The following is a 25901-nucleotide window of genomic DNA, read 5'->3' as shown; positions in this document are numbered from 1 at the left end:
AGGGCTCTAAAAAGCTGTCAAGGAAGCCTGCCAGACTTAATGCGTGCTAATTCTTTCCTTAGAGTCAGACTCGCGTTTTTCATCCTTCGCAACGAGATCAGGAGCCACATCCGGCAAGGGCTCCGGGGCGTATTGCAGCGCAATTTGCAGGACTTCGTCAATCCATTTAACCGGCTTTATCTGAAGATCCTGTTTGATATTGTCAGGAATTTCCTTCAAATCGCGTACATTTTCTTCCGGAATGATCACCGTCTTGATTCCGCCCCGGTGTGCAGCCAGAAGTTTTTCCTTCAAGCCACCGATGGCCAACACCTGACCACGCAGGGTAATTTCACCGGTCATTGCCACATCGGCACGCACCGGGATCTGAGTCAGCGCCGACACCAGCGCCGTACACATACCAACGCCAGCGCTTGGGCCATCCTTGGGCGTAGCGCCTTCAGGCATATGGATATGGGTGTCGTGCTTCTCGTGGAAGTCCGCTGAAATCCCCAGGCTGCGGGCGCGGCTGCGCACCACGGTTTGAGCTGCGGTGATGGATTCGACCATCACATCGCCCAGCGAACCGGTCTTGATCAACTGGCCCTTACCTGGCACGACAGCAGCTTCGATGGTCAGCAACTCACCACCCACCTGAGTCCACGCAAGCCCCGTCACCTGACCGATCTGGTCCTGCTGCTCAGCCAGGCCGTAACGGAATTTACGCACGCCCAGGAAGTGCTCGAGCATATCGGCCGTGACCTGAACGGCGAAGCGTTTCTCCAGCGCATGCTCTTTGACCGCCTTGCGGCAGACCTTGGCAATCTGGCGCTCCAGCCCGCGTACGCCTGCTTCACGGGTGTAATAACGGATGATGTCGCGGATCGCTTCCTGGTCGAATTCGATCTCGCCCTTCTTCAAGCCGTTAGCCTGAATCTGCTTGGGCGAAAGGTATTTGACGGCGATGTTGATCTTTTCGTCTTCGGTGTAGCCCGGCAGGCGAATGACTTCCATCCGGTCCAGCAGCGCTGGCGGAATGTTCATCGAGTTCGAGGTGCACAGGAACATCACATCCGACAGGTCGTAATCGACCTCCAAATAGTGATCGTTGAAATTGTGGTTCTGCTCGGGGTCCAGGACCTCCAGCAATGCCGACGCCGGGTCGCCGCGCATGTCGCTGCCCATCTTGTCGATTTCATCGAGCAGGAACAGCGGGTTGCGCACACCCACCTTCGTCATTTTTTGTATCAATCTTCCTGGCATCGAACCGATATAAGTCCGGCGATGGCCACGGATTTCCGCTTCATCACGCACACCACCGAGGGCCATGCGCACGAATTTGCGGTTGGTCGCGTTGGCAATCGACTCGGCCAGTGAGGTTTTACCCACGCCAGGCGGACCGACCAGGCACAACACCGCACACGCTTCTGCACGGCGAGGTATTCAAGGATGCGCTCCTTGACCTCGTCCAGACCGTAATGGTCCGCGTCCAGAATGGCCTCTGCACGCGCCAGATCCAGGCGCACCTTGCTCTGAGCCTTCCACGGCACCTGCACCAGCCAATCGATGTAGGAGCGCACCACGGTGGCTTCAGCGGACATTGGCGACATTTGCTTGAGCTTGTTCAGCTCCGCAGTCGCCTTGGCCAGGGCATCTTTCGGCAGACCGGCGGCATCGATGCGCTTTTTCAGCTCTTCGATTTCGTTATGGCCTTCATCACCATCGCCCAGTTCTTTCTGAATGGCCTTCATCTGCTCATTCAGGTAGTACTCGCGCTGGCTGCGCTCCATCTGTTTTTTGACGCGACCGCGGATGCGCTTCTCGACCTGCAGCAGGTCGATTTCGGCATCCAGCAGAGCCAGCACGTGCTCGACACGGGCGGACAGGTCGATGATCTCGAGGATGTCCTGCTTCTGCTCGATCTTGAGCGCCATGTGGGCCGCCATCGTATCAACCAGACGGCCAGGCTCATCGATGCTGTTAAGGGACGACAGGACCTCTGCAGGGACTTTCTTGCCCAACTGCACGTACTGCTCGAACTGAGCCAGCAGGCTGCGCACGAAAACCTCGGACTCTCGGTCCGGGGCGTCCACTTCGTCAATCAGCGCCACCTCGGCACGGTAATGACCGTCAACCTCGATGAAACGCTCTACCGAACCGCGCTGCTCGCCCTCTACCAGCACCTTGACGGTGCCGTCAGGCAATTTCAGCAGTTGCAATACGGTTGCAATGGTGCCGACGCTATAAAGAGCCTGTTCGTCAGGATCATCGTCAGCGGGATTTCTTTGCGCGAGCAACAGAATTTGCTTGTCACCCGTCATCGCTGCCTCGAGGGCTTCGATAGACTTCTCGCGCCCCACGAACAGCGGGATAACCATGTGCGGATAAACCACGACATCACGCAATGGCAAAAGAGGCAATTCGATGGTGGTCTTCATGATTTCGCCTCTACAGCGGCCAAACGGCCGGGACAGATGGAATTAGCTTGAAGCCAAGATGGGGGTAGTGTTCGAAAAAAACAAGCCCCAAGGGCTGCGGCCCGCTCAGGTTCGCCTTCTTCTACAAGACGAACGAGCACGCCGGAAATGCAAAAGGGGACCTTAAGGCCCCCTTTCGTGTCTCTTTACGCGTCAAGACAATGCCGTTACGCGTCAGGAGCAACCTTGGCAGGCGGCTCGCTGTTTTCGTAGATCAACAGCGGCTTGGACGTGCCTTCGATAACGCTTTCGTCGATCACCACTTTGCTCACGTCGCTTTGCGACGGGATTTCGTACATGGTGTCGAGCAAAACGCCTTCGAGGATCGAGCGCAGGCCACGGGCACCTGTCTTGCGCTCCAGCGCACGACGGGCAACCGACTTCAACGCATCGGTACGGAACTCCAGGTCCACACCTTCCATCTCGAACAGCTTGGCGTACTGCTTGGTCAGCGCGTTCTTCGGCTCGGTGAGGATCTGCATCAACGCAGCCTCATCCAGCTCGTCCAGCGTCGCCAGAACCGGCAGACGGCCTACGAATTCCGGGATCAGACCGAACTTGACCAGATCGTCAGGCTCGACTTCACGCAGAGACTCGCCAACCTTCTTGCCCTCTTCCTTGCTACGAACTTCGGCGTTGAAACCGATGCCGCCACGCGTAGAGCGATTCTGAATAACCTTTTCCAGACCCGAGAACGCACCACCGCAGATGAACAGGATATTGCGCGTATCCACCTGCAGGAACTCCTGCTGTGGATGCTTGCGGCCACCCTGAGGCGGAACGGAAGCGACAGTACCCTCGATCAGTTTCAGCAAGGCTTGTTGCACGCCTTCGCCAGACACGTCACGCGTGATCGAAGGGTTGTCGGACTTGCGCGAAATCTTGTCGATTTCATCGATGTAGACAATACCCATCTGGGCCTTCTCGACATCGTAATCACATTTCTGCAACAGCTTCTGGATAATGTTTTCCACGTCCTCACCAACATAACCGGCTTCGGTCAGGGTCGTGGCATCCGCGATGGTGAACGGCACATTGAGCAGGCGGGCCAGTGTTTCAGCCAGCAGCGTCTTGCCGGAACCTGTCGGGCCGATCAGCAAAATGTTGCTCTTGCCCAGTTCCACATCGTCGTTTTTCTTGTCGCGCTGATTCAGGCGTTTGTAGTGGTTGTACACCGCTACTGCGAGAACCTTTTTGGCACGCTCCTGACCAATTACATACTGATCAAGGATGCCGCTGATTTCTTTAGGCGAAGGCAATTTATGCGCGCTGCTTTCGGCCTGTGCTTCCTGCACCTCCTCGCGGATGATGTCATTGCACAGGTCGACGCACTCGTCGCAGATAAAGACCGAGGGGCCGGCAATCAATTTGCGCACTTCATGCTGGCTTTTGCCACAGAAGGAGCAATAGAGCAGCTTGCCGTTGTCCTCGCCGTTGCGGGTGTCAGTCATTCGATCGATCCAATCCGGTAGGCTTGCAACACAAGATGAAGGCTATTGCGGGCTTTTTCAAGTCCGCAGGCGGTCGGTTGTGCCGCCCCCCTACATTTTGAGCTGCTTAGGCAGGCATTTGACGCTTGTTGATCACCGAGTCGATCAGGCCATATTCAGCCGCACGCTCAGCGCTCATGAAGTTGTCACGCTCGGTATCACGCTCGATGGTTTCGAGGCTCTGGCCGGTGTGGTGCGCCAGCAACGAGTTCAGGCGGTGACGGATGTGCAGGATTTCCTTGGCATGGATGTCGATGTCCGACGCCTGCCCCTGGAAACCGCCCAATGGCTGGTGAATCATCATGCGCGAGTTCGGCAGGCAGTGACGCTTGCCCTCGGCACCACCGGCCAGCAGGAACGCACCCATGCTGCATGCCTGACCGATACAGATGGTCGACACGTCAGGCTTGATGAACTGCATGGTGTCGTAGATCGACATGCCTGCAGTCACCGAACCGCCCGGTGAGTTGATGTACAGATGGATATCCTTGTCCGGGTTTTCCGCTTCAAGGAAGAGCAGTTGCGCCGCGATAAGGTTGGCCATGTAGTCCTCTACCGGACCAACCATAAAGATCACCCGCTCCTTGAGAAGGCGCGAATAGATGTCATAGGCGCGTTCGCCACGGGCGGACTGCTCGATAACCATCGGGACCAGGCCGCCAGCGGCCTGGATGTCAGAGTTCTGCTGAATATAAGAATTGCGGGACATGTCCTGCATTCACTCCCAAATAGTCGAGTCTTGAATACGCACAAGCCAGCGCGAAGGCTGGCTTGTGGGTGTTTTCGAACGAAAAGAGAAATCAGTCGGCTTTTGGAGCTTCCACCGGCTTGACCGCTTCTTCGTAGGAGACCGATTTGTCGGTCACGCTAGCTTTCTGCAAAACAGTATCTACAACTTGCTCTTCAAGCACAACAGAACGTACTTCGTTCATTTGCTGCTCGTTCTTGTAGTACCAGGCCACGACCTGCTCTGGCTCCTGGTAGGCCGAGGCCATTTCCTGGATCAGATCACGAACGCGAGCGTCGTCAGGCTTGAGGTCGAACTGCTTGACCACTTCAGCAACGATCAGGCCCAGCTCGACGCGGCGCTTGGCCTGCTCTTCGAACAGCTCGGCCGGCAGTTGATCAGGCTTGATGTTGCCACCGAACTGCTGAACCGCTTGAACGCGCAGACGGTTGACTTCGTTTTCCAGCAGAGCTTTTGGAACGTCGATCGGGTTGGCGGCCAGCAGACCGTCCATAACCTGATTCTTGACCTTGGACTTGATGGCCTGACGCAGCTCGCGCTCCATGTTCTTGCGAACTTCGGCGCGGAAACCGTCGATGCCGGTTTCCTTGATGCCGAACTGCTTGAAGAACTCTTCGTTCAGCTCAGGCAGTTTTGGCTCGGAAACGGTGTTCACGGTAACGGTGAACTCGGCAGCCTTGCCGGCCAGCTCCAGGTTCTGGTAGTCCTCAGGGAAGGTCACGTTCAGAACGCGCTCTTCGCCTGCCTTGGCGCCCACCAAACCGTCTTCAAAGCCCGGGATCATGCGGCCGGAACCCAGAACCAGCTGGGTGCCAGTGGCAGAACCGCCAGCGAATGCTTCGCCGTCAACCTTGCCCACGAAATCGATATTCAATTGGTCTTCAGTCTGGGCGGCACGGTCGGTTTCTTCAAAACGAACGTTCTGCTTGCGCAGCACTTCCAGCATGTTGTCCAGATCGCTGTCAGCCACATCGGCAGACAGACGCTCTACAGCGATGGTGTCGAAACCGGCAACGGTGAATTCCGGGAAGACTTCGAAAGTCGCCACGTATTCCAGGTCCTTGCCTTTTTCGAAGGATTTCGGCTCTACAGCGGGTGCGCCAGCCGGATTGAGCTTCTGCTCAACGACCGCTTCGTAGAAAGTAGCCTGAATCAGATCGCCCAGTGCTTCCTGACGCGCGCCGTCTTCGTAACGCTGACGGATGACACTCATAGGCACTTTGCCAGGGCGGAAGCCCGGGATCTTGGCTTTACGTGCGGTCTGCTGCAGACGCTTGTTGACTTCAGTCTCGATGCGTTCGGCAGGCACGCCAATGGTCATGCGGCGCTCAAGAGCGGAAGTATTTTCAACAGAAACTTGCATGGATATTCCTCGTTGCACAGACGTTAGCCGGCCGTTTCCGACCCCAGAATCAAGGGCATGCATTCTAGTGGGTCAAACTCAAGAAGTCACCCTACTGAAAAAGGGCAGTTTAAGAGGGGAGAATCGGACCGTCGACGCGCACTGGCCATAAAGACCTCACGCCGCAGGCGATGCGTCTGGCACGGTCTTCTTTATAAGAAAGCCTGCGTGCCGGACCACTACCGATTCCCTCCACGTAGCGCGCCCCACTCGACCGACGGCGGTAGACCTTCGGACCAGCGAAACGGTAAAACCAATGCGCTGAAACAAAAAAAGCCGCACTAGGCGGCTTTTTTCTTATAACTGAGGTGCTTCCACCCGAGTTATTTGTATCTTGGTGCGGACGGAGAGACTCGAACTCTCACACCTTTCGGCGCTGGAACCTAAATCCAGTGTGTCTACCAATTCCACCACATCCGCGCTACAAGCTTTAAAGCAAAGGCGCCAGACTATGAATCTGGCGCCTTTCTTAATATGGGGTGGACGAAGGGGATCGAACCCTCGACAACAGGAGTCACAATCCTGTGCTCTACCAACTGAGCTACGCCCACCATATTGCATGTGACCAGTAAAACATTACTTGCTGTGCCAAAGCTGCCTTGAATGGCGCACCCGGCAGGACTCGAACCTGCGACCATCCGCTTAGAAGGCGGATGCTCTATCCAGCTGAGCTACGGGCACTTATATAATCTGTATTCTTTTACGATCACAAATTAAAAGGCTTTCAATCACACCGAGCTGATTTGCAACTCTGCCTGACCTAATCAACCAGTGCTAGCTTAACCAGTGCTGGGCTCTGCCCGGCAAGTGCGACGAATCTTATAGACGCCCCCAAAGGTCGTCAACTCTTTTTTGAAAAAAATTCAGTTAGATAAAGGAGTTAGCGGAATATGCTGACCAAGCGCCTTTGCCCTCGCGCCATGTCATGCGAGAATGCGCGCTCATTTTATTTCCTCTCGATGGTTAATCACGCGTCATGACTGCAAAACTAATCGACGGCAAAGCGATCGCAGCCAGCCTGCGCCAGCAGATCGCCAAACGTGTCGCCGAACGTAGCCAGCAAGGCCTGCGCACGCCGGGCCTCGCGGTGATTCTGGTGGGCAGCGACCCCGCCTCCCAGGTGTATGTCTCTCACAAGCGCAAGGATTGCGAGGAAGTCGGCTTTATCTCCCAAGCCTACGACTTGCCCACCGACACCACACAGGTTGCGCTGACCGAACTGATCGATCGCCTCAATGAAGACGCAGCAGTAGACGGTATCCTGCTTCAATTGCCGTTGCCCGAGCACCTGGACGCTTCGTTGTTGCTGGAGCGCATTCGCCCGGACAAGGATGTGGACGGTTTTCATCCTTATAACGTCGGCCGTCTTGCCCAGCGCATTCCACTGCTGCGCCCCTGTACGCCGAAAGGGATCATGACCCTGCTGGAAAGCACAGGCGTGGACCTGTATGGAATGGACGCCGTGGTGGTAGGTGCATCCAACATCGTCGGTCGCCCGATGGCGATGGAATTGCTGCTGGCCGGTTGCACCGTGACCGTCACCCACCGCTTCACCAAGGACCTGGCAGGCCACGTAGGCCGCGCCGATCTGGTGGTGGTTGCCGCTGGCAAGCCAGGCCTGGTCAAAGGCGAGTGGATCAAGCCTGGCGCGATTGTCATTGATGTCGGGATCAACCGGCAGGAAGACGGCAAGCTGGTGGGCGACGTGGTGTACGACACTGCCCTGCCCCGCGCAGGCTGGATCACCCCCGTCCCAGGCGGCGTAGGCCCCATGACGCGCGCCTGCCTGCTGGAAAACACCCTGTATGCTGCCGAGACGCTGCATAGCTGATACAGCTTTGCAGCAGTAACTTCGCAGCAGCAACGAAAACGGCACCCGAGGGTGCCGTTTTTGCATGTCACAGACGCTTATTTCTTCCCTGCTTCCCAGCTCTTCAACAGGTCGGAGTAAGCAATGGTCTCGCCTTTCGGTTTCTCGTTAGCCAGCTTGCGCTGGGGTGCGAGGAACTTGCCGCCGCTGTTCTCGGCCTTGCTGTACCACTCTTCAGCCGTGGTTTCCGGGTTCATTTTCGGCGCGCAACCGCTGGCGTCCTGAACCTTGGAGCGCTCGATGCGGGTCATGATCGCATCCTGATCCTTGGCCAGCCCGTCCAGCGCAGCCTGCGCGGTCTTCTCACCCGTTACCGCTTCGGCTACGTGGCTCCACCACAGCTGCGCAAGCTTCGGATAATCCGGTACGTTGGTGCCGGTTGGCGACCACTGTACGCGGGCCGGGCTGCGATAGAACTCGACCAGACCACCCAGCTTCGGTGCAAGCGCGGTCATTTCCTTGGAGTTGATGTCCGATTCGCGAATCGGTGTCAGGCCAACGATGGTTTTCTTAAGCGACACCGACTTGGACGTCACGAACTGCGCGTAGAGCCAGGCTGCGTTACGCTTTTTCTCTTCCGTTGACTTGAGGAACGTCCACGAGCCCACGTCCTGGTAGCCCAGCTTCATGCCTTCTTTCCAGTACGGGCCCTTAGGCGACGGCGCCATGCGCCACTTCGGCGTGCCGTCCGCATTCATCACCGGCAAGCCAGGCTTGGTCATGTCGGCAGTAAAGGCGGTGTACCAGAAGATCTGCTGCGCAACTTCGCCCTGCGACGGGACCGGCCCCGATTCGGAGAAGGTCATGCCCGCAGCTTGCGGCGGTGCGTAGGCTTTCAGCCAGTCGATGTATTTCTGGGTGGCGAAGACAGCCGCAGGACCGTTGGTGTCGCCACCGCGAGTGATGCTGGAGCCAACCGGATGGCAGGCCTCGACACGAATGCCCCACTCATCCACGGGCAAACCGTTGGGCAGACCTTTGTCGCCGCTGCCAGCCATCGAGAACCAGGCATCCGTGAAGCGCCAGCCCAGCGACGGGTCTTTCTTGCCGTAATCCATGTGGCCATAGACTCGCTTGCCGTCGATGGTTTTCACGTCTTCGCTGAAGAACTTGGCGATGTCTTCATAAGCCGACCAGTTCACCGGCACGCCCAGCTCGTAACCGTATTTGTCTTTGAATTGCTTTTTCAGATCGGCACGATCAAACCAGTCGGCACGGAACCAGTACAGGTTGGCGAACTGCTGGTCAGGCAGCTGATAGAGCTTGCCGTCTGGCGCGGTGGTGAAGGAAGTGCCGATGAAATCTTTCAGATCCAGCGTAGGAGAAGTGACTTTCGCACCTTCGGCACTGGCCATCAGGTCGGTCAGCGACAGCGCCTTGCCATAACGGAAGTGAGTACCGATCAGGTCAGAGTCATTCACCCAGCCGTCATAGATGCTTTTGTCAGACTGCATGGCGGTCTGCAGTTTCTCGATGACGTCCCCTTCCTGAAGCAGGTCATGAGTGACTTTGATGCCGGTGATTTCAGTGAACGCTTTCGCCAGGGTCTTGGATTCGTATTCGTGGGTGGTCAGGGTTTCCGACACCACCTTGATGTCCATGCCACGGAACGGCTCGGCCGCTTTGATGAACCACTCAAGCTCTTTCAACTGTTCGGCATCGGAAAGCGTGGTCGGCTTGAATTCGCTGGCCGCCCACTTCTTTGCCGCATCCTCATACTGATCCGCCCAGGCTGAAACGCTCAGCCCGCTGAGCATGATCATGGTCGCCAACGTCACGCTATGTTGCAGCTTGTTTTTCTTATTGAACATAGACACCTCAAGAGTTGTTTCTTATGTAGTCCCGCTTTACGAACACCGCCAGCCGTTGTCCGGGCAATGATGCCCGTCCGCCTGCTAACCCCAACGCATCACCACCAACAGCCACACCAGAGAAGCCCCCGACGCGACCCATATACTCCAGTCAGTCGCACCGATGACCATCAGATGCAGATAAGCGCTCCCCAACAGCCCAATGAACAGCCGGTCGCCACGGGTCGTGGCAATCGGCAGAAATCCGCGACGCTCGATACTGGCCGAGCGCAGTTCCCATACCGTCATTCCCACCAGCAACAAGGCGATACTGCCGAAGAAGGCTGCGGTGGGCAGAGTCCAGGACATCCACTCCATTTTTCGTCTCCTCAGACACGGCCAAGGGCGAAGCCCTTGACCACGTGGTTGCGAACAAACCAGATCACCAGCATGCCCGGCAGAATGGTCAGCACACCGGCCGCAGCCAGTACCCCCCAGTCAATACCGGACGCCGAAACCGTACGTGTCATGACCGCAGCAATCGGCTTGGCGTTGACCGAAGTCAGGGTCCGCGCCAGCAGCAGCTCGACCCACGAAAACATGAAGCAGAAGAACGCCGTGACACCGATCCCCGAACCAATCAGCGGGATGAAAATCTTGCCGAAGAACTTGGGAAAACTGTAACCGTCGATGTAGGCGGTTTCATCGATCTCTTTCGGAACACCTGACATGAAGCCTTCCAGAATCCACACCGCCAGCGGCACGTTGAACAGGCAATGCGCCAGCGCCACGGCGATGTGCGTATCAAACAGACCGATCGACGAATACAACTGGAAAAACGGCAGCAGGAACACCGCCGGTGGCGCCATGCGGTTGGTCAGCAGCCAGAAGAACAGGTGCTTGTCGCCGAGGAAACGATAGCGTGAAAACGCATAGGCTGCTGGCAATGCGACACTCAGCGATATGACGGTATTCAGGCACACGTAGTACAACGAATTAAGGTAGCCGCTGTACCAGCTTTCGTCGGTGAAGATCACCTTGTAGTTGGCCAAGGTGAAATCTTGCGGCCAGAGGGTCAGGCCACCAAGGATTTCGGTGTTGGTCTTGAACGACATATTGACCAGCCAGTAGATCGGCACCAGCAGAAAGAGCAGGTAAATCAACATCGGTATGGCTTTGCGCAGACTCATGACGCGGCCCTCAATTCTTTTCGCTGTGGGTCATGGCGGTGTAGAACACCCACGACACCAGCAGAATGATCAGGAAATACACCAGCGAGAACGCCGCCGCCGGCCCCAGGTCGAACTGCCCGAGCGCCATCGTCGTCAGGGTCTGGCTGAGGAACGTGGTGGAGTTACCCGGGCCGCCGCCCGTGAGCACGAAAGGCTCTGTATAGATCATGAAGCTGTCCATGAAGCGCAGCATCACGGCGATCAACAGCACGCTTTTCATCTTCGGCAACTGAATGTGTCGGAAGATGGCCCAACTGGAAGCCCGATCGATCCGCGCCGCCTGATAATAGACGTCCGGAATAGCCCGCAAGCCTGAGTAGCTCAGCAACGCAACCAGTGATGTCCAATGCCAGACGTCGATGATCAGCACCGTGACCCAGGCATCCGACGCATTCGCCGCGTAGTTGTAGTTGATGTGCAAAATGTTGTTCAACGTGTAGCCCAGCAGACCAATGTCACCGCGGCCGAAAATCTGCCAGATGGTGCCGACCACGTTCCAGGGGATCAGCAGCGGAATGGTCATCAGGATCAGGCAAACCGTGGACCAGCGACCCTTGGTCGGCATGCACAGCGCAACCGCGATACCCAGCGGGATCTCGATCAGCAGCACACTGCCCGAATAGATGAACTGGCGCAGAAGCGAGTCGTGCAGACGCGGATCCTGCAGGACCTGCCTGAACCAGTCGGTGCCGACAAAGTAGCGGCTGGACTGGTCGAAGATGTCCTGCACCGAGTAGTTGACCACGGTCATCATCGGAATGATGGCGCTGAACGCCACCAGCAGGAACACCGGCAGCACCAGCCACCAGGCCTTGTTGTTCTGGACCTTGTTATTCATGGCAGGTCTCGCTCTGGAGTGGACTCAAGCAGGAAGTCGTCGGCGTACACCATCAGCCACTGCGCCGGAAAGCTGATCCACGCCTGCCCTTGCGGCACAGGCTTGTCTTCCGGCATGCGCACCTTGATCTTCTGCCCGGCCAGCGACAGGGTCAGAATCTTGTAGGTGCCCAGGTCTTCGACATAGACCACGTCGGCGCACATCGCTTCTTCGTAAGGGCCGTCCCATACGTGCACGAACTCGGGACGAATGCCGATCTTGAGGCTGGTGAACGAGGCACGTGCGATCAGCTGCTGCAACAGGCTGGACAGCGGCACGTGAACATCGCCAAAACCGACGCCATCACCCTGGGCCTGCACCTCGATCAGGTTCATGCCGGGGCTGCCAATGAAATAGCCGACAAACGTGTGCCTCGGCTTTTCGAACAGCTCACGCGGTGTGCCGAACTGGACGATCTGGCCGCCGTACATCACTGCAATCTTGTCGGCGAAGGTGGAGGCCTCCAACTGATCGTGGGTGACGTACACCATCGTGATGTTGAATTGCTCGTGAATCTGCTTGAGCTTTCGACGCAGTTTCCACTTCAGGTGCGGGTCGATGACTGTCAGCGGCTCATCGAACAGGATGGCCGAAACGTCATCACGCACCAGACCGCGACCCATTGAAACCTTTTGCTTTTCATCCGCCGTCAGATTACGGGCCTTCTTTTTCAGCAAGGGCTGCAAATCCAGCACGTCCGCAATTTCATTGACCTTGGCAAGAATTTTCGCTTTGTCCATGCCCTGATTGCGCAACGGAAAGGCCAGGTTATCGAACACGGTCATGGTGTCGTAGATCACTGGAAACTGGAAAACCTGAGCGATGTTACGGTGCTCGGGCGGCAGCTCGTTGACGACTTTGGAATCGAACAGCACCTGCCCCTGTGACGGGCTCAACAGGCCGGAAATGATGTTCAGCAAGGTCGACTTGCCGCACCCGGAAGGCCCAAGCAGCGCATACGCGCCGCCCTGCTCCCAGATGTGGCTCATCTCGCGAATCGCGTAATCGTCCGGGCCGGGGTTGGCGCTGTAACTGTGAGCCAGGTTCTGCAATCGGATCTCGGCCATCAGGCAACCCTCGACATGCGCAGGCCCGGTGCCTGGATTAGGCCGCCCTGCTGATCGAACACGAAAAGTTTGTGGGTCGGGATATACACCCGGATCGGCGCATCGACGTCGTAGGCGTGGACGCCCGGCAGGTGCAGCACCAGCGAAAACAGCTCGTTGCGCACATGCAGGAACGTTTCAGAGCCGCTGATCTCTGCAAGCTCTACGGTCACGGCCAGCTCCAGGTCGTCATCGTTGGAGGGGACCAGACTCAGATGGCTGGGGCGTACACCGAAGCGATACTCACCATCACCGATGGCACGCAGGTCGACGTTGAGCGGGAAATGCACGAAGTTGGCAAAGCTGACTTCGTTACCTTCAATACGCCCCTCCATCAGGTTGATCGGCGGCTCCGAGAACAGCTCGGCGGCCAGCACGGTAGCGGGTTTGTGGTAGACTTCAGGGGTCTTGCCGCTCTGGACTACGCGACCCTCATGCAAAATGGTGGTCGTGCCGCCCAGTGCCAACGCTTCGTTAGGCTCGGTGGTGGCATAGATGGCGATGGTGTGGCGCGCCGCAAACAGCTCACGCATTTCCTGACGCAGCTCTTCGCGCAATTTGTAGTCGAGGTTAACCAGCGGCTCGTCGAACAGAATCAGCTCAGCATCCTTGACCAGCGCCCGTGCCATCGCGGTGCGTTGCTGCTGGCCGCCGGACAGCTCAAGGGGGTGACGCTGCAGGAATTTCTCGATGCGCAGCATCCTCGCTGTTTCGTTGACGCGGCTATGGATCAAGTCTTTCGACATGCCCGCCTGGCGCAACGGCGAAGCGATATTTTCGAATACCGTCATGCTCGGGTAATTGATGAACTGCTGATAAACCATCGAGACGTTGCGCAAGCGAACCGGCCGATTCGTAACATCGACTCCGTTCATCAGCACTCGCCCGCTGTCGGGTTTGTCCAGCCCTGCCATCAGGCGCATCAGGCTGGTTTTGCCTGACAGGGTTCGCCCCAGCAGAACGTTGAAGGACCCTGGCTCAAAGCTCAGGGATGCGTCGTCGATCCATGTTTGGCCATCGACTGCGCGACTGACGTGCTCCAGCGTGAGAGACATGGCGTGCCCTTTGTTGTTTTTTTTAGGGTAATGCGTGACTGATGTGCACATAGCGACATTCGTGCCAGTTCTGCCGATGCGGCGCCAAAGCCCGTTCCAGAGCATTCGCCCGTATTCATTGACTGAGAGCCACTTCACAGCTGAACAAAAATGAACAGTAAACGCTGAACAACTGAACAAAATGAACGTTGACTTTGAACACATCTGAACGACACTGGATGAACGTTGCACGCCAGGATGGACACGCGACGAAACCTGAAAATAAAAACAACACGTCATCCTTGCAGGTTTTGCCATGGCTCAATCCAGCACTTCGCTTGCGCACGACATCATCATTCGGGATTCATGGACACGTTGCCGGGACTTCGGTCTCGATCACCAGACGCGCCCGTCTTTCGGCCAACTGCCCGGTGCAGAGGTTTCTCGGCTACTTGAGCGGCACAACGCACTGGTTCAGACGACCCACCAGGAAGTGCTACCGGTCTACGAAAACATCCTGAGTAATTCCAACTGCCTGATCCTGCTGGCTGACCCCCAAGGCCAGTTACTCAAGTCGTGGGGCACGCAGCGGTTTGGCGACGCGTCGCATCAAGGGTTTCTGGCCGGGGCCAGCTGGAGCGAGCAAGGCACGGGCACCAATGCCATCGGTACGGCGCTGGCGTGTGAGCAGGCCATTCACATCGAGCCCGATGAGCATTTTCTCAAAGCCAACCGTTTCATGACGGGCTCCGCCTCGCCGATCTTCGATGCCGACCGACGCATCATTGCTGTACTGGACGTGTCCAGCGACAGCTTCCTGCCGCCCTCCCACACGTTGGGCATGGTCAAAATGATGAGCCAGTCGGTGGAAAACCGGCTGATCCTTGATCAGTTTCGCGACACCCATTTCCAACTGATTTTCAACACCGGCCTGAACAACCTCGACAGCCAGTGGGCCGGCCTGCTGATTTTCGACGAGAGCGGCCAGATTCTCTGCGCCAATCGCCGCGCCGACACGCTGCTGGGCGTCAGGCTCGCGGGGGTGAGCATCGAGACGCTGTTCAAATGCCCGATCCTGCAATTGCTCAGCGAAACCGAAGCCCGGCCTTTTGCGCTGCAAGCCTTCGGCAACAACCGTTTTCAATGCCTCATCAAGCGCCCGAGACGCAAGCCGCTGCAATTGCACACCGTTACGGCATCTGCGTTGCCGGTCGCCCCTAGAGGCCTGGACCTGCAAGCCATCAGCTTGGGCGATGCCCGCGTCGAAAAAGCAGTGATACAGGCGCAGCGCCTGTTGGAAAAAGATATCCCCCTGCTGATCCACGGGGAAACCGGGGTTGGCAAGGAAGTGTTCGTCAAGGCACTGCATCAGGCCAGCTCGCGGGCGAGTCAGCCGTTGATTGCGGTGAACTGTGCGGCGATTCCCGCTGATCTGGTAGAGGCTGAACTGTTCGGTTACGCCAGAGGCGCATTCACAGGTGCCAGCCAGAAAGGCAGCATCGGGCTGATTCGCAAAGCCGACAAAGGCATGCTGTTTCTGGACGAAATCGGTGACATGCCTATGTCAGTGCAAGCGCGCTTGCTGCGCGTTCTTCAGGAGCGTTGCGTTCAGCCATTGGGCGGCGGCGAATTGTACCCGGTGGACATCCGCCTGGTATCGGCCACCAATCGCACGTTGCGCGATCAGGTACAGGCTGGGCATTTTCGTCAGGATCTGTACTACCGGATCAGCGGCCTGAACATCGAACTGCCCCCATTGCGTGAAAGAACCGACAAGCACGCGTTGGTGCAGCGCATCTGGGAAAGGCATCGGGACCCGCACCAGCGCGCCGGTTTTTCACGGGAGGTGCTGGAGCTGTTCGAGCATCACCCTTGGCCGGGCAATATCCGCCAGTTGAACAGCGTGATTCAGGTGGCACTGGCACTGGCTGACGATCAGCCGATCAGTACCGAGCATTTGCCGGAGGATTTCTTTCTGGATGCGGGACTGGACGAGCCCCCTCATGAGACGCAGATCGCGCAGATGACCAAGGAGAGTGTGCTGCCGACCGGTGACCTGAACGACCTGCTTCAGGCCACCGGAGGCAACATTTCACAGCTGGCGAAGCGACTCGGGGTGAGTCGCAACACCTTGTACAAGCGGTTGCGTGAACAGCAAGGCGATGACACCTGATCGGCGCCTCGGCACTGATCGTACCCATCGCTCCGCGTGGGCATGCATCCCGTGATGCTCTACCAGAACGTGGGAGCGGACTTGTCCGCGAATACTGCGTTTCAGACGCTGCATCATCGTCGGATGTACCCGCTTTCGCGGACGAGTCCGCTCCCACGGCCGAAATCGTGCTCGCTCCAAATGCTCATCGCGACTTGTGTATAACGATGGGCTCAGGAATGGGCACGATCATCGACTTCAGTCCGCCAGACGCCAGGTCGTGCCACCCTTGCCATCTTCCAGCAGCACGCCCATCGCCGTGATCTGATCACGGATGCGGTCGGATTCGGCCCAGTCCTTGGCGGCACGCGCAGCCAGACGCGCCTGGATCAGCGCTTCCACTTCAGCGGCATCGACACGGCCTTCAGCGCCTGCGCGCAAAAAGTCGTCGGCTTCGAGCTGCAACACACCCAGCACGCTTGCCAACTGCTTGAGACGCGCCGCAAGGCCCGCAGCGGCAGCAAGATCAGCGTCACGCAGACGATTGATCTCGCGCACCATGTCGAACAGCACCGCGCAAGCTTCTGGCGTACCGAAGTCGTCGTTCATCGCCGTGGTGAAGCGCTCGACGAACGCCTCGCCACCCGCAGGCTCGGCCACCGGCAAGCCCTTGAGCGCGTGATAGAAGCGCTCCAGCGCCGCCTTGGACTCGCGCAGGCTGTCCTCGGAATAGTTGATCGCGCTCCGGTAGTGGCTTGACACCAGCAGGTAGCGCACCACCTCGGGGTGGTATTTCTCCAGCACGTCACGAATGGTGAAGAAGTTGTTCAGCGACTTGGACATCTTCTCGCCATTGATGCGAATCATGCCGCAGTGCAACCACGCGTTGGCGTACGTCTTGCCGGTCGCCGCTTCGCTCTGGGCGATTTCATTTTCATGGTGCGGAAACTCAAGGTCACTGCCGCCGCCGTGAATATCGAAGGTGTCACCCAGGCAGCAGGTCGACATCACCGAGCACTCGATGTGCCAGCCCGGACGCCCCGGCCCCCACGGCGACTCCCAGCTCGGCTCGCCGGGCTTGACGCCTTTCCAGAGCACGAAGTCCAGCGGATCGTCTTTGGACTCATCCACTTCGATCCGCGCACCGATGCGCAAGTCTTCGATCTTCTTGCGCGACAGCTTGCCGTAGCCGACGAACTTGCCGACGCGGTAATACACATCGCCATTGCCTGGCGCGTAGGCATAGCCCTTGTCGATCAGCGTCTGGATCATGGCGTGCATGCCGGCGATATGATCGGTGGCACGCGGCTCCATGTCCGGCTTGAGGATGTTGAGGCGCGCCTCATCCTCGTGCATGGCGTCGATCATGCGCGCCGTCAGCGCGTCGAAAGACTCGCCGTTGTCACGCGCACGGTTGATGATCTTGTCGTCGATGTCGGTGATGTTGCGCACATAGGTCAGCTCATAACCGCTGAACCGCAACCAGCGCGTCACCAGATCGAACGCGACCATGCTGCGGCCGTGGCCCAGGTGGCAGTAGTCGTACACGGTCATGCCGCAGACGTACATGCGCACCTTGTTGCCATCCAGCGGTTTGAAAACTTCTTTGCTCTTGGTGAGCGTGTTGTAGATGGAAAGCACTTTCCTACCCCCGTGGTACAGCCTCAGCTCCAGGAATCGCGCAGTGTCACTGTGCGGTTGAAGACCGGATGACCAGGTTTTGTGTCCTTGATGTCGGCGCAGAAGTAGCCTTCGCGCTCGAACTGGAACCTGTCTTCCGGCTGTGCATTAGCCAGCGATGGTTCAGCACGACAACCTGTGAGTACCTGCAGGGAATCAGGGTTGATGTTTTCCAGGAACGTGGCGCCGTCCTCGGCCTTGTCAGGCGAAGGCGAACGGAACAGGCGGTCGTACAGCCGCACTTCGCATTCCACGCTGGCCTCGGCCGGCACCCAGTGAATCACGCCCTTGACCTTGCGACCTTCAGGGTTTTTGCCCAAGGTGTCCGGGTCGTAGGAGCAGCGCAGCTCGACAATATTGCCGTCGGCATCCTTGATGGCCTCGTCGGCACGGATCACGTAACTGCCACGCAGACGCACTTCGCCATTGGGCTCCAGACGCTTGTAGCCTTTCGGTGGCTCTTCCATGTAGTCGTCGCGATCGATGTAGATCTCACGCGCAAACGGCAGCTCGCGCACGCCCAGGTCTTCCTTGGGATGACGCGGCAGCTCGAGCTTCTCGACCTGACCTTCCGGGTAGTTGGTGATCACGACCTTCAACGGGCGCAGCACGCACATGGCGCGCGGTGCGTTGCGGTCCAGATCGTCACGGATGCTGAATTCGAGCATGCCGAAATCCACCACACCGTCGGAACGGTTGGTGCCGACCATTTCGCAGAAGTTGCGGATCGAAGCCGGCGTGTAGCCACGACGGCGGAAGCCGGACAGCGTGGACATGCGCGGGTCGTCCCAGCCGCTGACGTGCTTCTCGTCGACCAGTTGCTTGAGCTTGCGCTTGCTGGTCACGGTGTAGCTCAGGTTCAGGCGGGAGAACTCGTACTGACGCGGTCTGCACGGCACCGGCAGGTTGTCCAGGAACCAGTCGTAAAGCGGACGATGGCTTTCGAATTCCAGGGTGCAGATCGAGTGGGTGATGCCTTCGATGGCGTCCGACTGACCATGAGTGAAATCGTAGATCGGATAGATGCACCACTTGTCACCGGTCTGGTGGTGATGGGCATGGCGAATGCGGTACAGGATCGGGTCACGCAGGTTCATGTTCGGCGACGCCATGTCGATCTTGGCGCGCAATACGCGAGCGCCGTCTTCGAACTCACCGGCTTTCATGCGGGCGAACAGGTCCAGGTTTTCCTCGACGCTGCGCTCACGAAACGGGCTGTTCTTGCCCGGCTCGGTCAGGGTGCCACGGTACTCGCGGGCCTGCTCGGGGGTCAGATCATCGACATAGGCTTTGCCGGCCTTGATCAGTTCGACGGCCCAGTCGTGCAACTGATCGAAGTATTGCGAAGCGTAGCGCACTTCGCCTGCCCACTCGAAGCCCAGCCACTTCACATCGCTCATGATGGCGTCGATGTATTCCTGGTCTTCCTTGGCCGGGTTGGTGTCGTCGAAGCGCAGGTGCGTCGCGCCGCCAAACTCTTTGGCCAGACCGAAATTCACGCAGATCGACTTGGCATGACCGATATGCAGATAGCCGTTTGGCTCCGGCGGGAAGCGGGTCACGATCTGGGTGTGTTTGCCGGAATCCAGGTCAGCCTGCACGATTGGACGCAGGAAGTTGGTCGGTACGACAGGGCCTGCCTTTGAATTCGCAACGGGTTCTGGAGTGGGCTTGCTCATAAGATCCTTGGACATACTTGTGCGCGGCCAGGGTAGGCCGACTAAATCAAAGCGCTTATCATAGCCGAAGCTGTCAAGTCCCTGACAACAGACTGCAAGGTTGTGAGCAGAAAAGCGGCAAAAGGCGCGAAAAATGTAACCTCGCCTGTAAACTGCACGTCAGGGTGATATTGCGCCCCTTTCATGAACGCCAAGAGAGCGATTTCGATATGTCCAAAGTAAAACTGACCACCAACCACGGTGACATCGTTCTGCAATTGAATGCAGAAAAGGCGCCACTGACTGTTGCCAACTTCATCGAATACGTAAACGCCGGCCATTATGAAAACACCGTTTTCCACCGTGTGATCGGTAACTTCATGGTCCAGGGCGGCGGTTTCGAGCCAGGCATGAAAGAAAAGAAAGACAAGCGCCCAAGCATTCAGAACGAAGCCGACAACGGTCTGCCGAACAAGAAGTACACCGTGGCAATGGCGCGTACGATGGAGCCGCATTCGGCTTCCGCGCAGTTCTTCATCAACGTGGCTGACAACGCTTTCCTGAACCACAGCGCCAAGACCGTACAGGGTTGGGGCTATGCCGTATTCGGTGAAGTTGTCGAAGGCACTGACGTCGTCGACAAGATCAAAGGCGTTGCCACCAGCAGCAAAGCCGGTCACCAGGACGTTCCTGTCGAAGACGTGATCATCGAAAAAGCCGAGATCGTTGAGTGATACTGCTGATCTCCGATTTGCATCTTGAGCAAGAACGCCCCGACATTACCCGGGCGTTTCTGGATCTACTCGCAGGCCGGGCTCGCACAGCCGAGTCGCTGTATATCCTCGGGGATTTCTTCGAAGCCTGGATCGGTGACGACGCCATGTCGCCGTTCCAGCTTTCGATCTGCAAGGCCCTGCGCGAACTGAGCGACAGTGGTACCCGAATTTTTCTGATGCACGGCAACCGTGACTTCATGATCGGCAAGGGTTTCTGCAAGGCAGCGGGTTGTACGCTGCTGAGCGACCCGACCGTGGTGCAGTTGAACGGTGAGCCAGTGCTGTTGATGCACGGCGACAGCCTGTGTACGCGTGACGTGGGTTACATCAGGATGCGTCGCTACCTGCGCCATCCGCTGACGCTGTTCATTCTGCGTCATCTACCGCTGAAAACCCGCTACAAACTGGCGCGCAAACTGCGCAATGAAAGCCGTGCCAAGACCCGCATGAAAGCCAACGACATCGTCGACGTGACGCCTGAAGAGGTGCCACGGATCATGCTGCAGTTCGGTGTGCGCACGCTGGTCCACGGCCACACTCACCGTCCCGCCATTCACAAATTGCAGTTGGGCGATGTTGCCGCCAAGCGCATCGTGCTCGGCGACTGGGACCGTCAGGGCTGGGCGCTGCAAGTGGACGAACAGGGTTTCAGCCTGGGTTCGTTTGATTTTGTGCCGCAAGAAAATCGCACGCTGGCGCTGCCGTCTTCGTTGTAAGTCAACCCGCACAATCCTCTGATCGTTCCAGGACGTCTGGAACAGGGTCTTTGCGAGCAAGCTCGGTCCACTGAGTAGTGTTTACTCAGTGGACCGAGCATCAATGCCCTCCTCCCGCCGCTGGGCCCGCCTTGGCAGCAAACGGAGGTCTGGCGAACCAGACCAGCAGGATCAATCCTGCGAACAACCATCCCAGCATGTAGAAGTAATCCACGGTCGACATCATGTACGCCTGACCGTTGAGTGTCTGTTCCAGTTGCGCGTAGGCCTGCGGACCTGCACCACCCAGGGCGTCGAGCGCATGGCGCGTATTCGGGTCATAGGTGCTGATGTTCTCGCTCAGGTACGCGTGGTGCTGTTCAGCACGGCGAATCCAGATCCATGTCGTCAGCGAGGCCGCAAAACTGCCGCCCAGCGTGCGCAGGAACGTGGCAAGACCGGAGCCATCGGCGATCTGATGGGGCGGCAAGTCCGACAACAGGATACTCAACGTCGGCATGAAGAACAGCGCCACGCCAATCCCCATGAACAACTGCACCATCGCCACGTGCTCGAAGTCCACCTGATTGGTGAAGTCGGCACGCATGAAACAACTCAGCCCCATTGCCAGAAACGCGAGACTGGCCAGCAGGCGCAGGTCGAATGTGTGCGCGTATTTGCCGACGAAGGGCGACATCAGCACCGGCAGGATACCGATCGGTGCCAGCGCCAGCCCGGCCCAGGTGGCGGTGTAGCCCATCTGCGTCTGCAACCATTGCGGCAACAGCAGGTTGACACCGAAGAACGCCGAATACCCGCCAATCATCGCCAGCGTACCGATCCGGAAATTACGGTAGGCAAACAACCGCAGATTGACGATGGGATGTTTGTCGGTCATCTCCCAGATCACGAACACCGACAGCGCCACCAGCGAAATCAACGAGCCGATCACGATGAAGTTCGATTCGAACCAATCCAGGTTATTACCTTTGTCCAGTACCACCTGCAGCGCACCGACGCCGATGATCAGGGCAATCAACCCCACATAATCCAGCGGCTGTTGCTGGGTGCTGACCGGTCGCTTGGCCATCTGCAGACGGACTATAAAGGCGGCGAACAACCCGATCGGGATGTTGATGAAGAAGATCCACGGCCAACTGTAGCTGTCCGTGATCCAGCCGCCCAGAATCGGCCCCACAATGGGCGCAACCACCGTGACCATTGCCAGTAATGCCAAGGCCATGCCCCGCTTTGCCGGTGGATAAACCGCCAGCAGCAAGGTCTGGCTCATCGGGTAGAGCGGCCCGGCCACGATCCCCTGCAAGGCCCGGAAACCCACCAGCTCAGGCATCGACGTGGAAATCCCGCACAAAAACGACGCCAGCACAAACAGAAGGGTTGCCCACAGAAACAGTTTGACCTCGCCGAAGCGGCGGCTCAGCCAGCCGGTGAGTGGCAGCGCAATGGCGTTACTGACCGCGAACGAAGTGATGACCCAGGTGCTCTGCTCAGAGCTGACGCCCAGGTTACCTGCAATGGTCGGCAGGGCCACGTTGGCAATGGTGGTGTCGAGCACCTGCATGAAGGTCGCCAGCGACAGGCCGATGGTGCAGAGCAACAGGCTGGGTGGCGTAAAGGAAGCGGGGGCGTTGGTGCTCATCGCGAGTCCCTGAAAACGTGGGCGACACTCCGGCCCAAAGGCCGGAGCATGCGAATGGGCGGATCAGCGCTGGGCGGTTTTGCTTCTGTCACTGGCGGCGCTGTTTTCATGGATCAGGCGCGCGATCAAAGCGTCGGCGTCGGCCAGTTGTTCGGCGTAGATCTGGGTGCTGAACGCCGCCTGCTTCGGAGGCTGCTGCGCCAGAACCGGTCCGCTCTGGTCGTGCAGATTGACTTCGACGGTGGTCGACAGCCCGATGCGCAAAGGGTGTTGGGCCAGCTCTTCAGGGTTGATGTGAACCCGGACCGGTACGCGCTGAACGATCTTGATCCAGTTGCCGGTGGCATTCTGGGCAGGCAAGAGCGCAAATGCACTGCCGGTCCCCGCACCCAGGCTGTCGATGGTGCCGCTGTATTTCACATCGCTGCCATACAGGTCGGAGCTGATTTCCACCGGTTGACCGATGCGCATCTTGCCCAACTGGGTTTCCTTGAAGTTGGCATCGATCCACAGCTGATCCAGCGGAATCACGGCCATCGTCGCAGTGCCCGGCTGAACGCGCTGACCGAGTTGCACGCTACGTTTAGCTACGTAACCGGTGACCGGCGCGACCAGTGTGGTCCGCGCGTTGGCCAGATAGGCCTGTCGCAACTGCGCCGCAGCCGCCTTCACATCCGGATGAGAAGACACCACGGTGTCGTCAACCAGCGCGACACTGGTGCTCAACTGTTGCTGGATGTTATTCAAGGCACTTTGGGCGCTGGTCAGTTGGTCCCGCGCATGGGACAGCTCTTCCTGGGAAATCGCGCCACCGGCCGCCAGGCTGCGACGACGGCTGTAGTTGTCCTGAGCCGTCTGCACAGCCGCACGCTGTGCGGCCAATTGAGCTTTCATGCCATCGACGTTGCTGTAAAGGCCGCGAACCTGACGCACGACTTTGCCCAGATTGGCTTCGGCGCTCTGAAGCCCGACCTCGGCATCGCTTGGATCGAACCGCAGCAAAACCTGACCTTCCCGGACCAGATCGCCGTCGTCAGCGGCAATACTGATGACCGTACCGGTGACCAGCGGCGTGATTTCCACCACGTTGCCACTCACGTAGGCGTCATCGGTCTCTTCGCTCCATTGACCGTACACCTCATACCAGCCCCAGATCGCCAGTCCACACAGCACGACGATGATGGCGAGCCCGATCAGCAAAAACCTGCGCTTGCCGGATGACGGGCCGTTGGGCGCTTTCTGTTCAGGGGCAGAAGTGTTTTCAGCGGCGGCAGTGGCCATGACAAATTACCTTCAAGTCGGCAATACGGCTGAGGTCCGGCCAGAGGGGCCACCCCAACTTCGTGCTCGTATTTATTTGCCTTTGCCGTTAAAGCTCAGGCGAGTCAGGGTGATGTGATCATCGGCGGCGACCAGGACCTTGGTCAGAATCCGGCGCAAAGCCTCCACTTCCTCGGTGTCGAGGGCGGCGAAGGTGTCGTTCATCGCATCGGCACCAATCTGCGGCAACAGATCCGATAGCGTCTGTCCCTGCGGCGTCAAGGCGACATGCACCTGACGGCGATCGGTTTCGGAACGAGTGCGTACGATCAGTTCTTTCTGTTCCAGGCGATCCAGCATGCGAGTCATCGAACCACTGTCCAGCGACAGGTGCCGACACAACTCCACCGGCGTATCGGTCGAAAACTGAGCAATGATGATCAGCACCTTGAACTGCGCGAACGTGACGTCGTAAGGCAGCAGGTACTTGTCCAGCATGCGGTCTTTCAGCGCATTGGTACGGCCGACCAGCAGCCCGATCAGGCTGGAGTCGAAGTTCTCAGGACTGAAATGTTTCAAGTGACCACCCAGAAAGCTGCCTAAGCAGTGATTACAAAATATTACTGCCTAGACAGCCATTGTCAAAGCATTTGTTAGCTTGCTTGCTAAATAGACATAAAAAAACGACCGCTGGTTAGGCGGTCGTTTTTCTTGTCGCTGCCGGGAGCTGCACGCTGGATCAGGCAGCGACAGGTACACCACTGTGAAAACGGAACTCTTCGTCAGGGCTCTCGATCAGCTCCCGCTCGGCCAGACGAATTTCTTCGATCTTGGCGTCCACGTCCGCCCTGTCGCCATAGGTATAAGCCAGCTTCAGATAATCCTGAAAATGCCGTGACTCGGACTTGAGCAGGCTGCCGTAGAACTTGGCCAGGTCTTCATCCAAGTGGGGCACCAGCGCGGCAAAGCGTTCGCAGGACCGGGCTTCAACAAAAGCCCCTACCACCAGCGCATCGGTCAACCGGTAAGGGTTGTGATTGCGCACCAACTTGCGCAATGCCCCGGCATAACGCGCCGAGCTGATATTGACCAGCGGAATCTGGCGCTTGCGGATGATGCTGATCACCTGCTCGAAATGACGCAGCTCCTCGCGAGCCAGCCGCGACATCTTGGCCAACAGGTCGAACTTGTCGTTGTACTGGAACATGAACTGAAACGCCGCCCCGGCCGCTTTCTTCTCGTTGTTCGCGTGGTCGATCAACAGGATGTCGAGGTTGCGCAATGCAGCCTGAACCCAACTGTCAGGCGTACGGCAAAGCAGAAAGGCTTCGATTTCAGGGATCGGGTACATAGGCTCACAGATGGCGGGGAGGCAAAGCCGGGCATTATACGAGGGCTGTGGACGTCCCGCGAGACAAAAGCGCGAAGCGGATCAGGCGCCGAAAGCGTCCCTGAGAAAGCCCGGCGCTATATAACGCTGATAGTGCGCTTCGGAAAGCAGGAAGAATTCCCGGTCGATCGCATCGCGCAATTCCGGCAGTGACCAGTTACGAAATTCGGGTAACAACACGAATCCGTAGGCTTCAACCTGGCTGATGACCCTGGCACCGCGCGCGATCAATTGATACGCCCAGCAATATTCGGACTGGTGGGGCACGAAGCGGATCTTGCGCTGGGTGAGCTGTAACCGCAGCTTGTCGACATCGAAAATTTCGAGCTTGGCGGTCATCACCTGAACCAGCAATTGTTCCAGACGCAACCAGACGGCTCTTTTTTCGTCTTCGTTGTAACCATTCCAGTGGATGACTTCGTGATGGAAGCGTTTGCAGCCACGGCACACCAAATCCCCGTAAACAGTGGAGCAAAGGCCGACGCAGGGTGTTTTGATGATGTGATCAGGCATGGCTGGCGGGGCTTGGGCAGGCGAAACAAGGACTCATATTAGTCCTTTGTCTAAGCACTTTCACCCCCGAACATGTAGGGGCTAACTTACCTTTAGTTCAGATTTGCCGTAG

The 25901-nt window shown here is 57.9% G+C and carries 20 protein-coding genes, 3 tRNA genes and 1 pseudogene; 4 read left to right on the top strand and 20 right to left on the bottom strand.

The window, feature by feature from the left end:
- Positions 1–36 precede the first annotated feature (36 nt).
- The 7 genes and pseudogenes from lon to ALP40_RS02355 form a co-directional block, all read right to left on the bottom strand.
- Positions 37–2417 (bottom strand): annotated as a pseudogene (gene lon / locus ALP40_RS02385) (endopeptidase La).
- A gap of 206 nt (positions 2418–2623) precedes the next feature.
- The gene (clpX, locus tag ALP40_RS02380) at positions 2624–3907 is read right to left on the bottom strand and encodes an ATP-dependent Clp protease ATP-binding subunit ClpX (RefSeq protein ID WP_122206688.1); all 1284 of its coding nucleotides are present in this window, start codon (positions 3905–3907) and stop codon (positions 2624–2626) included.
- A gap of 106 nt (positions 3908–4013) precedes the next feature.
- Positions 4014–4655, bottom strand: a complete 642-nt coding sequence (gene clpP, locus ALP40_RS02375) for an ATP-dependent Clp endopeptidase proteolytic subunit ClpP (protein ID WP_002552734.1) — start codon at positions 4653–4655, stop codon at positions 4014–4016.
- 91 nt (positions 4656–4746) lie between these two features.
- Positions 4747–6057, bottom strand: a complete 1311-nt coding sequence (tig, locus tag ALP40_RS02370) for a trigger factor (protein WP_122206687.1) — start codon at positions 6055–6057, stop codon at positions 4747–4749.
- 374 nt (positions 6058–6431) lie between these two features.
- Positions 6432–6516 (bottom strand) — tRNA-Leu (locus tag ALP40_RS02365).
- 55 nt (positions 6517–6571) lie between these two features.
- Positions 6572–6647 (bottom strand) — tRNA-His (locus tag ALP40_RS02360).
- A gap of 53 nt (positions 6648–6700) precedes the next feature.
- Positions 6701–6777 (bottom strand) — tRNA-Arg (locus ALP40_RS02355).
- 295 nt (positions 6778–7072) lie between these two features.
- On the opposite strand from ALP40_RS02355, the gene folD reads away from it, so the two are divergent.
- Positions 7073–7927: a bifunctional methylenetetrahydrofolate dehydrogenase/methenyltetrahydrofolate cyclohydrolase FolD gene (gene folD, locus ALP40_RS02350; RefSeq protein ID WP_122206686.1), complete on the top strand. Its 855-nt coding sequence runs from the start codon at positions 7073–7075 to the stop codon at positions 7925–7927.
- A gap of 77 nt (positions 7928–8004) precedes the next feature.
- Here folD and ALP40_RS02345 read toward each other — a convergent pair whose 3' ends face one another.
- From ALP40_RS02345 to ALP40_RS02320, 6 genes are all read right to left on the bottom strand, one after another.
- A complete protein-coding gene (locus ALP40_RS02345) occupies positions 8005–9777 on the bottom strand; it encodes an ABC transporter substrate-binding protein (RefSeq protein WP_004883899.1) in 1773 nt (590 codons plus the stop codon).
- An 84-nt stretch (positions 9778–9861) separates the two neighbouring features.
- Positions 9862–10134: a DUF2160 domain-containing protein gene (locus ALP40_RS02340; protein ID WP_004883898.1), complete on the bottom strand. Its 273-nt coding sequence runs from the start codon at positions 10132–10134 to the stop codon at positions 9862–9864.
- Positions 10135–10145: 11 nt separating this feature from the next.
- Positions 10146–10946 carry a carbohydrate ABC transporter permease gene (locus ALP40_RS02335; protein ID WP_083185984.1) on the bottom strand — a complete coding sequence of 267 codons (801 nt, stop codon included), beginning with the start codon at positions 10944–10946 and terminating at the stop codon, positions 10146–10148.
- 10 nt (positions 10947–10956) lie between these two features.
- The gene (locus tag ALP40_RS02330; RefSeq protein WP_025996880.1) at positions 10957–11826 is read right to left on the bottom strand and encodes a carbohydrate ABC transporter permease; all 870 of its coding nucleotides are present in this window, start codon (positions 11824–11826) and stop codon (positions 10957–10959) included.
- Positions 11823–12932 carry an ABC transporter ATP-binding protein gene (locus ALP40_RS02325; RefSeq protein WP_122206685.1) on the bottom strand — a complete coding sequence of 370 codons (1110 nt, stop codon included), beginning with the start codon at positions 12930–12932 and terminating at the stop codon, positions 11823–11825. Before ALP40_RS02325 ends, ALP40_RS02330 begins: the two co-directional genes overlap by 4 nt.
- Complete coding sequence (locus ALP40_RS02320; RefSeq protein ID WP_122207413.1) at positions 12932–14026, bottom strand: ABC transporter ATP-binding protein; 1095 nt, start codon at positions 14024–14026, stop codon at positions 12932–12934. Before ALP40_RS02320 ends, ALP40_RS02325 begins: the two co-directional genes overlap by 1 nt.
- Before the next feature lie 295 nt (positions 14027–14321).
- On the opposite strand from ALP40_RS02320, the gene ALP40_RS02310 reads away from it, so the two are divergent.
- Positions 14322–16178 carry a sigma-54-dependent Fis family transcriptional regulator gene (locus ALP40_RS02310; RefSeq protein WP_122206683.1) on the top strand — a complete coding sequence of 619 codons (1857 nt, stop codon included), beginning with the start codon at positions 14322–14324 and terminating at the stop codon, positions 16176–16178.
- A 237-nt stretch (positions 16179–16415) separates the two neighbouring features.
- Here the strand turns inward: ALP40_RS02310 and cysS are convergent, their stop codons facing one another.
- The gene (gene cysS, locus ALP40_RS02305) at positions 16416–17798 is read right to left on the bottom strand and encodes a cysteine--tRNA ligase (RefSeq protein WP_122206682.1); all 1383 of its coding nucleotides are present in this window, start codon (positions 17796–17798) and stop codon (positions 16416–16418) included.
- Positions 17799–17821: 23 nt separating this feature from the next.
- Complete coding sequence (locus tag ALP40_RS02300) at positions 17822–19516, bottom strand: glutamine--tRNA ligase/YqeY domain fusion protein (protein WP_122206681.1); 1695 nt, start codon at positions 19514–19516, stop codon at positions 17822–17824.
- Between the two features lie 209 nt (positions 19517–19725).
- Here ALP40_RS02300 and ALP40_RS02295 point away from each other — a divergent pair, with 209 nt between their 5' ends.
- Positions 19726–20229 carry a peptidylprolyl isomerase gene (locus ALP40_RS02295; protein ID WP_122206680.1) on the top strand — a complete coding sequence of 168 codons (504 nt, stop codon included), beginning with the start codon at positions 19726–19728 and terminating at the stop codon, positions 20227–20229.
- Entirely contained in the window at positions 20226–20987 is a 762-nt protein-coding gene (gene lpxH / locus ALP40_RS02290) for a UDP-2,3-diacylglucosamine diphosphatase (RefSeq protein WP_122206679.1), read from the top strand. The genes ALP40_RS02295 and lpxH overlap by 4 nt, the downstream gene beginning before the upstream one ends.
- Before the next feature lie 100 nt (positions 20988–21087).
- Here lpxH and ALP40_RS02285 read toward each other — a convergent pair whose 3' ends face one another.
- From ALP40_RS02285 to ALP40_RS02265, 5 genes are all read right to left on the bottom strand, one after another.
- Positions 21088–22626 (bottom strand): DHA2 family efflux MFS transporter permease subunit, encoded by a 1539-nt coding sequence (locus ALP40_RS02285; protein ID WP_122206678.1) that lies wholly within the window; start codon positions 22624–22626, stop codon positions 21088–21090.
- 63 nt (positions 22627–22689) lie between these two features.
- Positions 22690–23907, bottom strand: a complete 1218-nt coding sequence (locus ALP40_RS02280) for an HlyD family efflux transporter periplasmic adaptor subunit (protein ID WP_122206677.1) — start codon at positions 23905–23907, stop codon at positions 22690–22692.
- Between the two features lie 72 nt (positions 23908–23979).
- The gene (locus ALP40_RS02275; protein WP_122206676.1) at positions 23980–24465 is read right to left on the bottom strand and encodes a MarR family winged helix-turn-helix transcriptional regulator; all 486 of its coding nucleotides are present in this window, start codon (positions 24463–24465) and stop codon (positions 23980–23982) included.
- A 160-nt stretch (positions 24466–24625) separates the two neighbouring features.
- Entirely contained in the window at positions 24626–25237 is a 612-nt protein-coding gene (locus ALP40_RS02270) for a tRNA-(ms[2]io[6]A)-hydroxylase (RefSeq protein ID WP_122206675.1), read from the bottom strand.
- Positions 25238–25318: 81 nt separating this feature from the next.
- Complete coding sequence (locus ALP40_RS02265; RefSeq protein WP_122206674.1) at positions 25319–25789, bottom strand: DUF1289 domain-containing protein; 471 nt, start codon at positions 25787–25789, stop codon at positions 25319–25321.
- Between the last annotated feature and the right edge of the window lie 112 nt (positions 25790–25901).

The sequence above is a fragment of the Pseudomonas viridiflava genome (genome assembly GCF_003702045.1).
GTDB classification, from domain to species: Bacteria; Pseudomonadota; Gammaproteobacteria; order Pseudomonadales; family Pseudomonadaceae; genus Aquipseudomonas; species Aquipseudomonas viridiflava_C.
Note: the sequence above shows the minus strand (reverse complement) of the source record. Positions and strands in the feature narration are given on the sequence as shown.

What these genes read in the sequence shown, in the direction of transcription:
- clpX (WP_122206688.1), bottom strand. Translation starts at nt 3,907, where the DNA reads ATGACTGACACCCGCAACGGCGAGGACAACGGCAAGCTGCTCTATTGC.
- clpP (WP_002552734.1), bottom strand. Translation starts at nt 4,655, where the DNA reads ATGTCCCGCAATTCTTATATTCAGCAGAACTCTGACATCCAGGCCGCT.
- tig (WP_122206687.1), bottom strand. Translation starts at nt 6,057, where the DNA reads ATGCAAGTTTCTGTTGAAAATACTTCCGCTCTTGAGCGCCGCATGACC.
- folD (WP_122206686.1), top strand. Translation starts at nt 7,073, where the DNA reads ATGACTGCAAAACTAATCGACGGCAAAGCGATCGCAGCCAGCCTGCGC.
- ALP40_RS02345 (WP_004883899.1), bottom strand. Translation starts at nt 9,777, where the DNA reads ATGTTCAATAAGAAAAACAAGCTGCAACATAGCGTGACGTTGGCGACC.
- ALP40_RS02340 (WP_004883898.1), bottom strand. Translation starts at nt 10,134, where the DNA reads ATGGAGTGGATGTCCTGGACTCTGCCCACCGCAGCCTTCTTCGGCAGT.
- ALP40_RS02335 (WP_083185984.1), bottom strand. Translation starts at nt 10,946, where the DNA reads ATGAGTCTGCGCAAAGCCATACCGATGTTGATTTACCTGCTCTTTCTG.
- ALP40_RS02330 (WP_025996880.1), bottom strand. Translation starts at nt 11,826, where the DNA reads ATGAATAACAAGGTCCAGAACAACAAGGCCTGGTGGCTGGTGCTGCCG.
- ALP40_RS02325 (WP_122206685.1), bottom strand. Translation starts at nt 12,932, where the DNA reads ATGGCCGAGATCCGATTGCAGAACCTGGCTCACAGTTACAGCGCCAAC.
- ALP40_RS02320 (WP_122207413.1), bottom strand. Translation starts at nt 14,026, where the DNA reads ATGTCTCTCACGCTGGAGCACGTCAGTCGCGCAGTCGATGGCCAAACA.
- ALP40_RS02310 (WP_122206683.1), top strand. Translation starts at nt 14,322, where the DNA reads ATGGCTCAATCCAGCACTTCGCTTGCGCACGACATCATCATTCGGGAT.
- ALP40_RS02300 (WP_122206681.1), bottom strand. Translation starts at nt 19,516, where the DNA reads ATGAGCAAGCCCACTCCAGAACCCGTTGCGAATTCAAAGGCAGGCCCT.
- ALP40_RS02295 (WP_122206680.1), top strand. Translation starts at nt 19,726, where the DNA reads ATGTCCAAAGTAAAACTGACCACCAACCACGGTGACATCGTTCTGCAA.
- ALP40_RS02285 (WP_122206678.1), bottom strand. Translation starts at nt 22,626, where the DNA reads ATGAGCACCAACGCCCCCGCTTCCTTTACGCCACCCAGCCTGTTGCTC.
- ALP40_RS02280 (WP_122206677.1), bottom strand. Translation starts at nt 23,907, where the DNA reads ATGGCCACTGCCGCCGCTGAAAACACTTCTGCCCCTGAACAGAAAGCG.
- ALP40_RS02270 (WP_122206675.1), bottom strand. Translation starts at nt 25,237, where the DNA reads ATGTACCCGATCCCTGAAATCGAAGCCTTTCTGCTTTGCCGTACGCCT.
- ALP40_RS02265 (WP_122206674.1), bottom strand. Translation starts at nt 25,789, where the DNA reads ATGCCTGATCACATCATCAAAACACCCTGCGTCGGCCTTTGCTCCACT.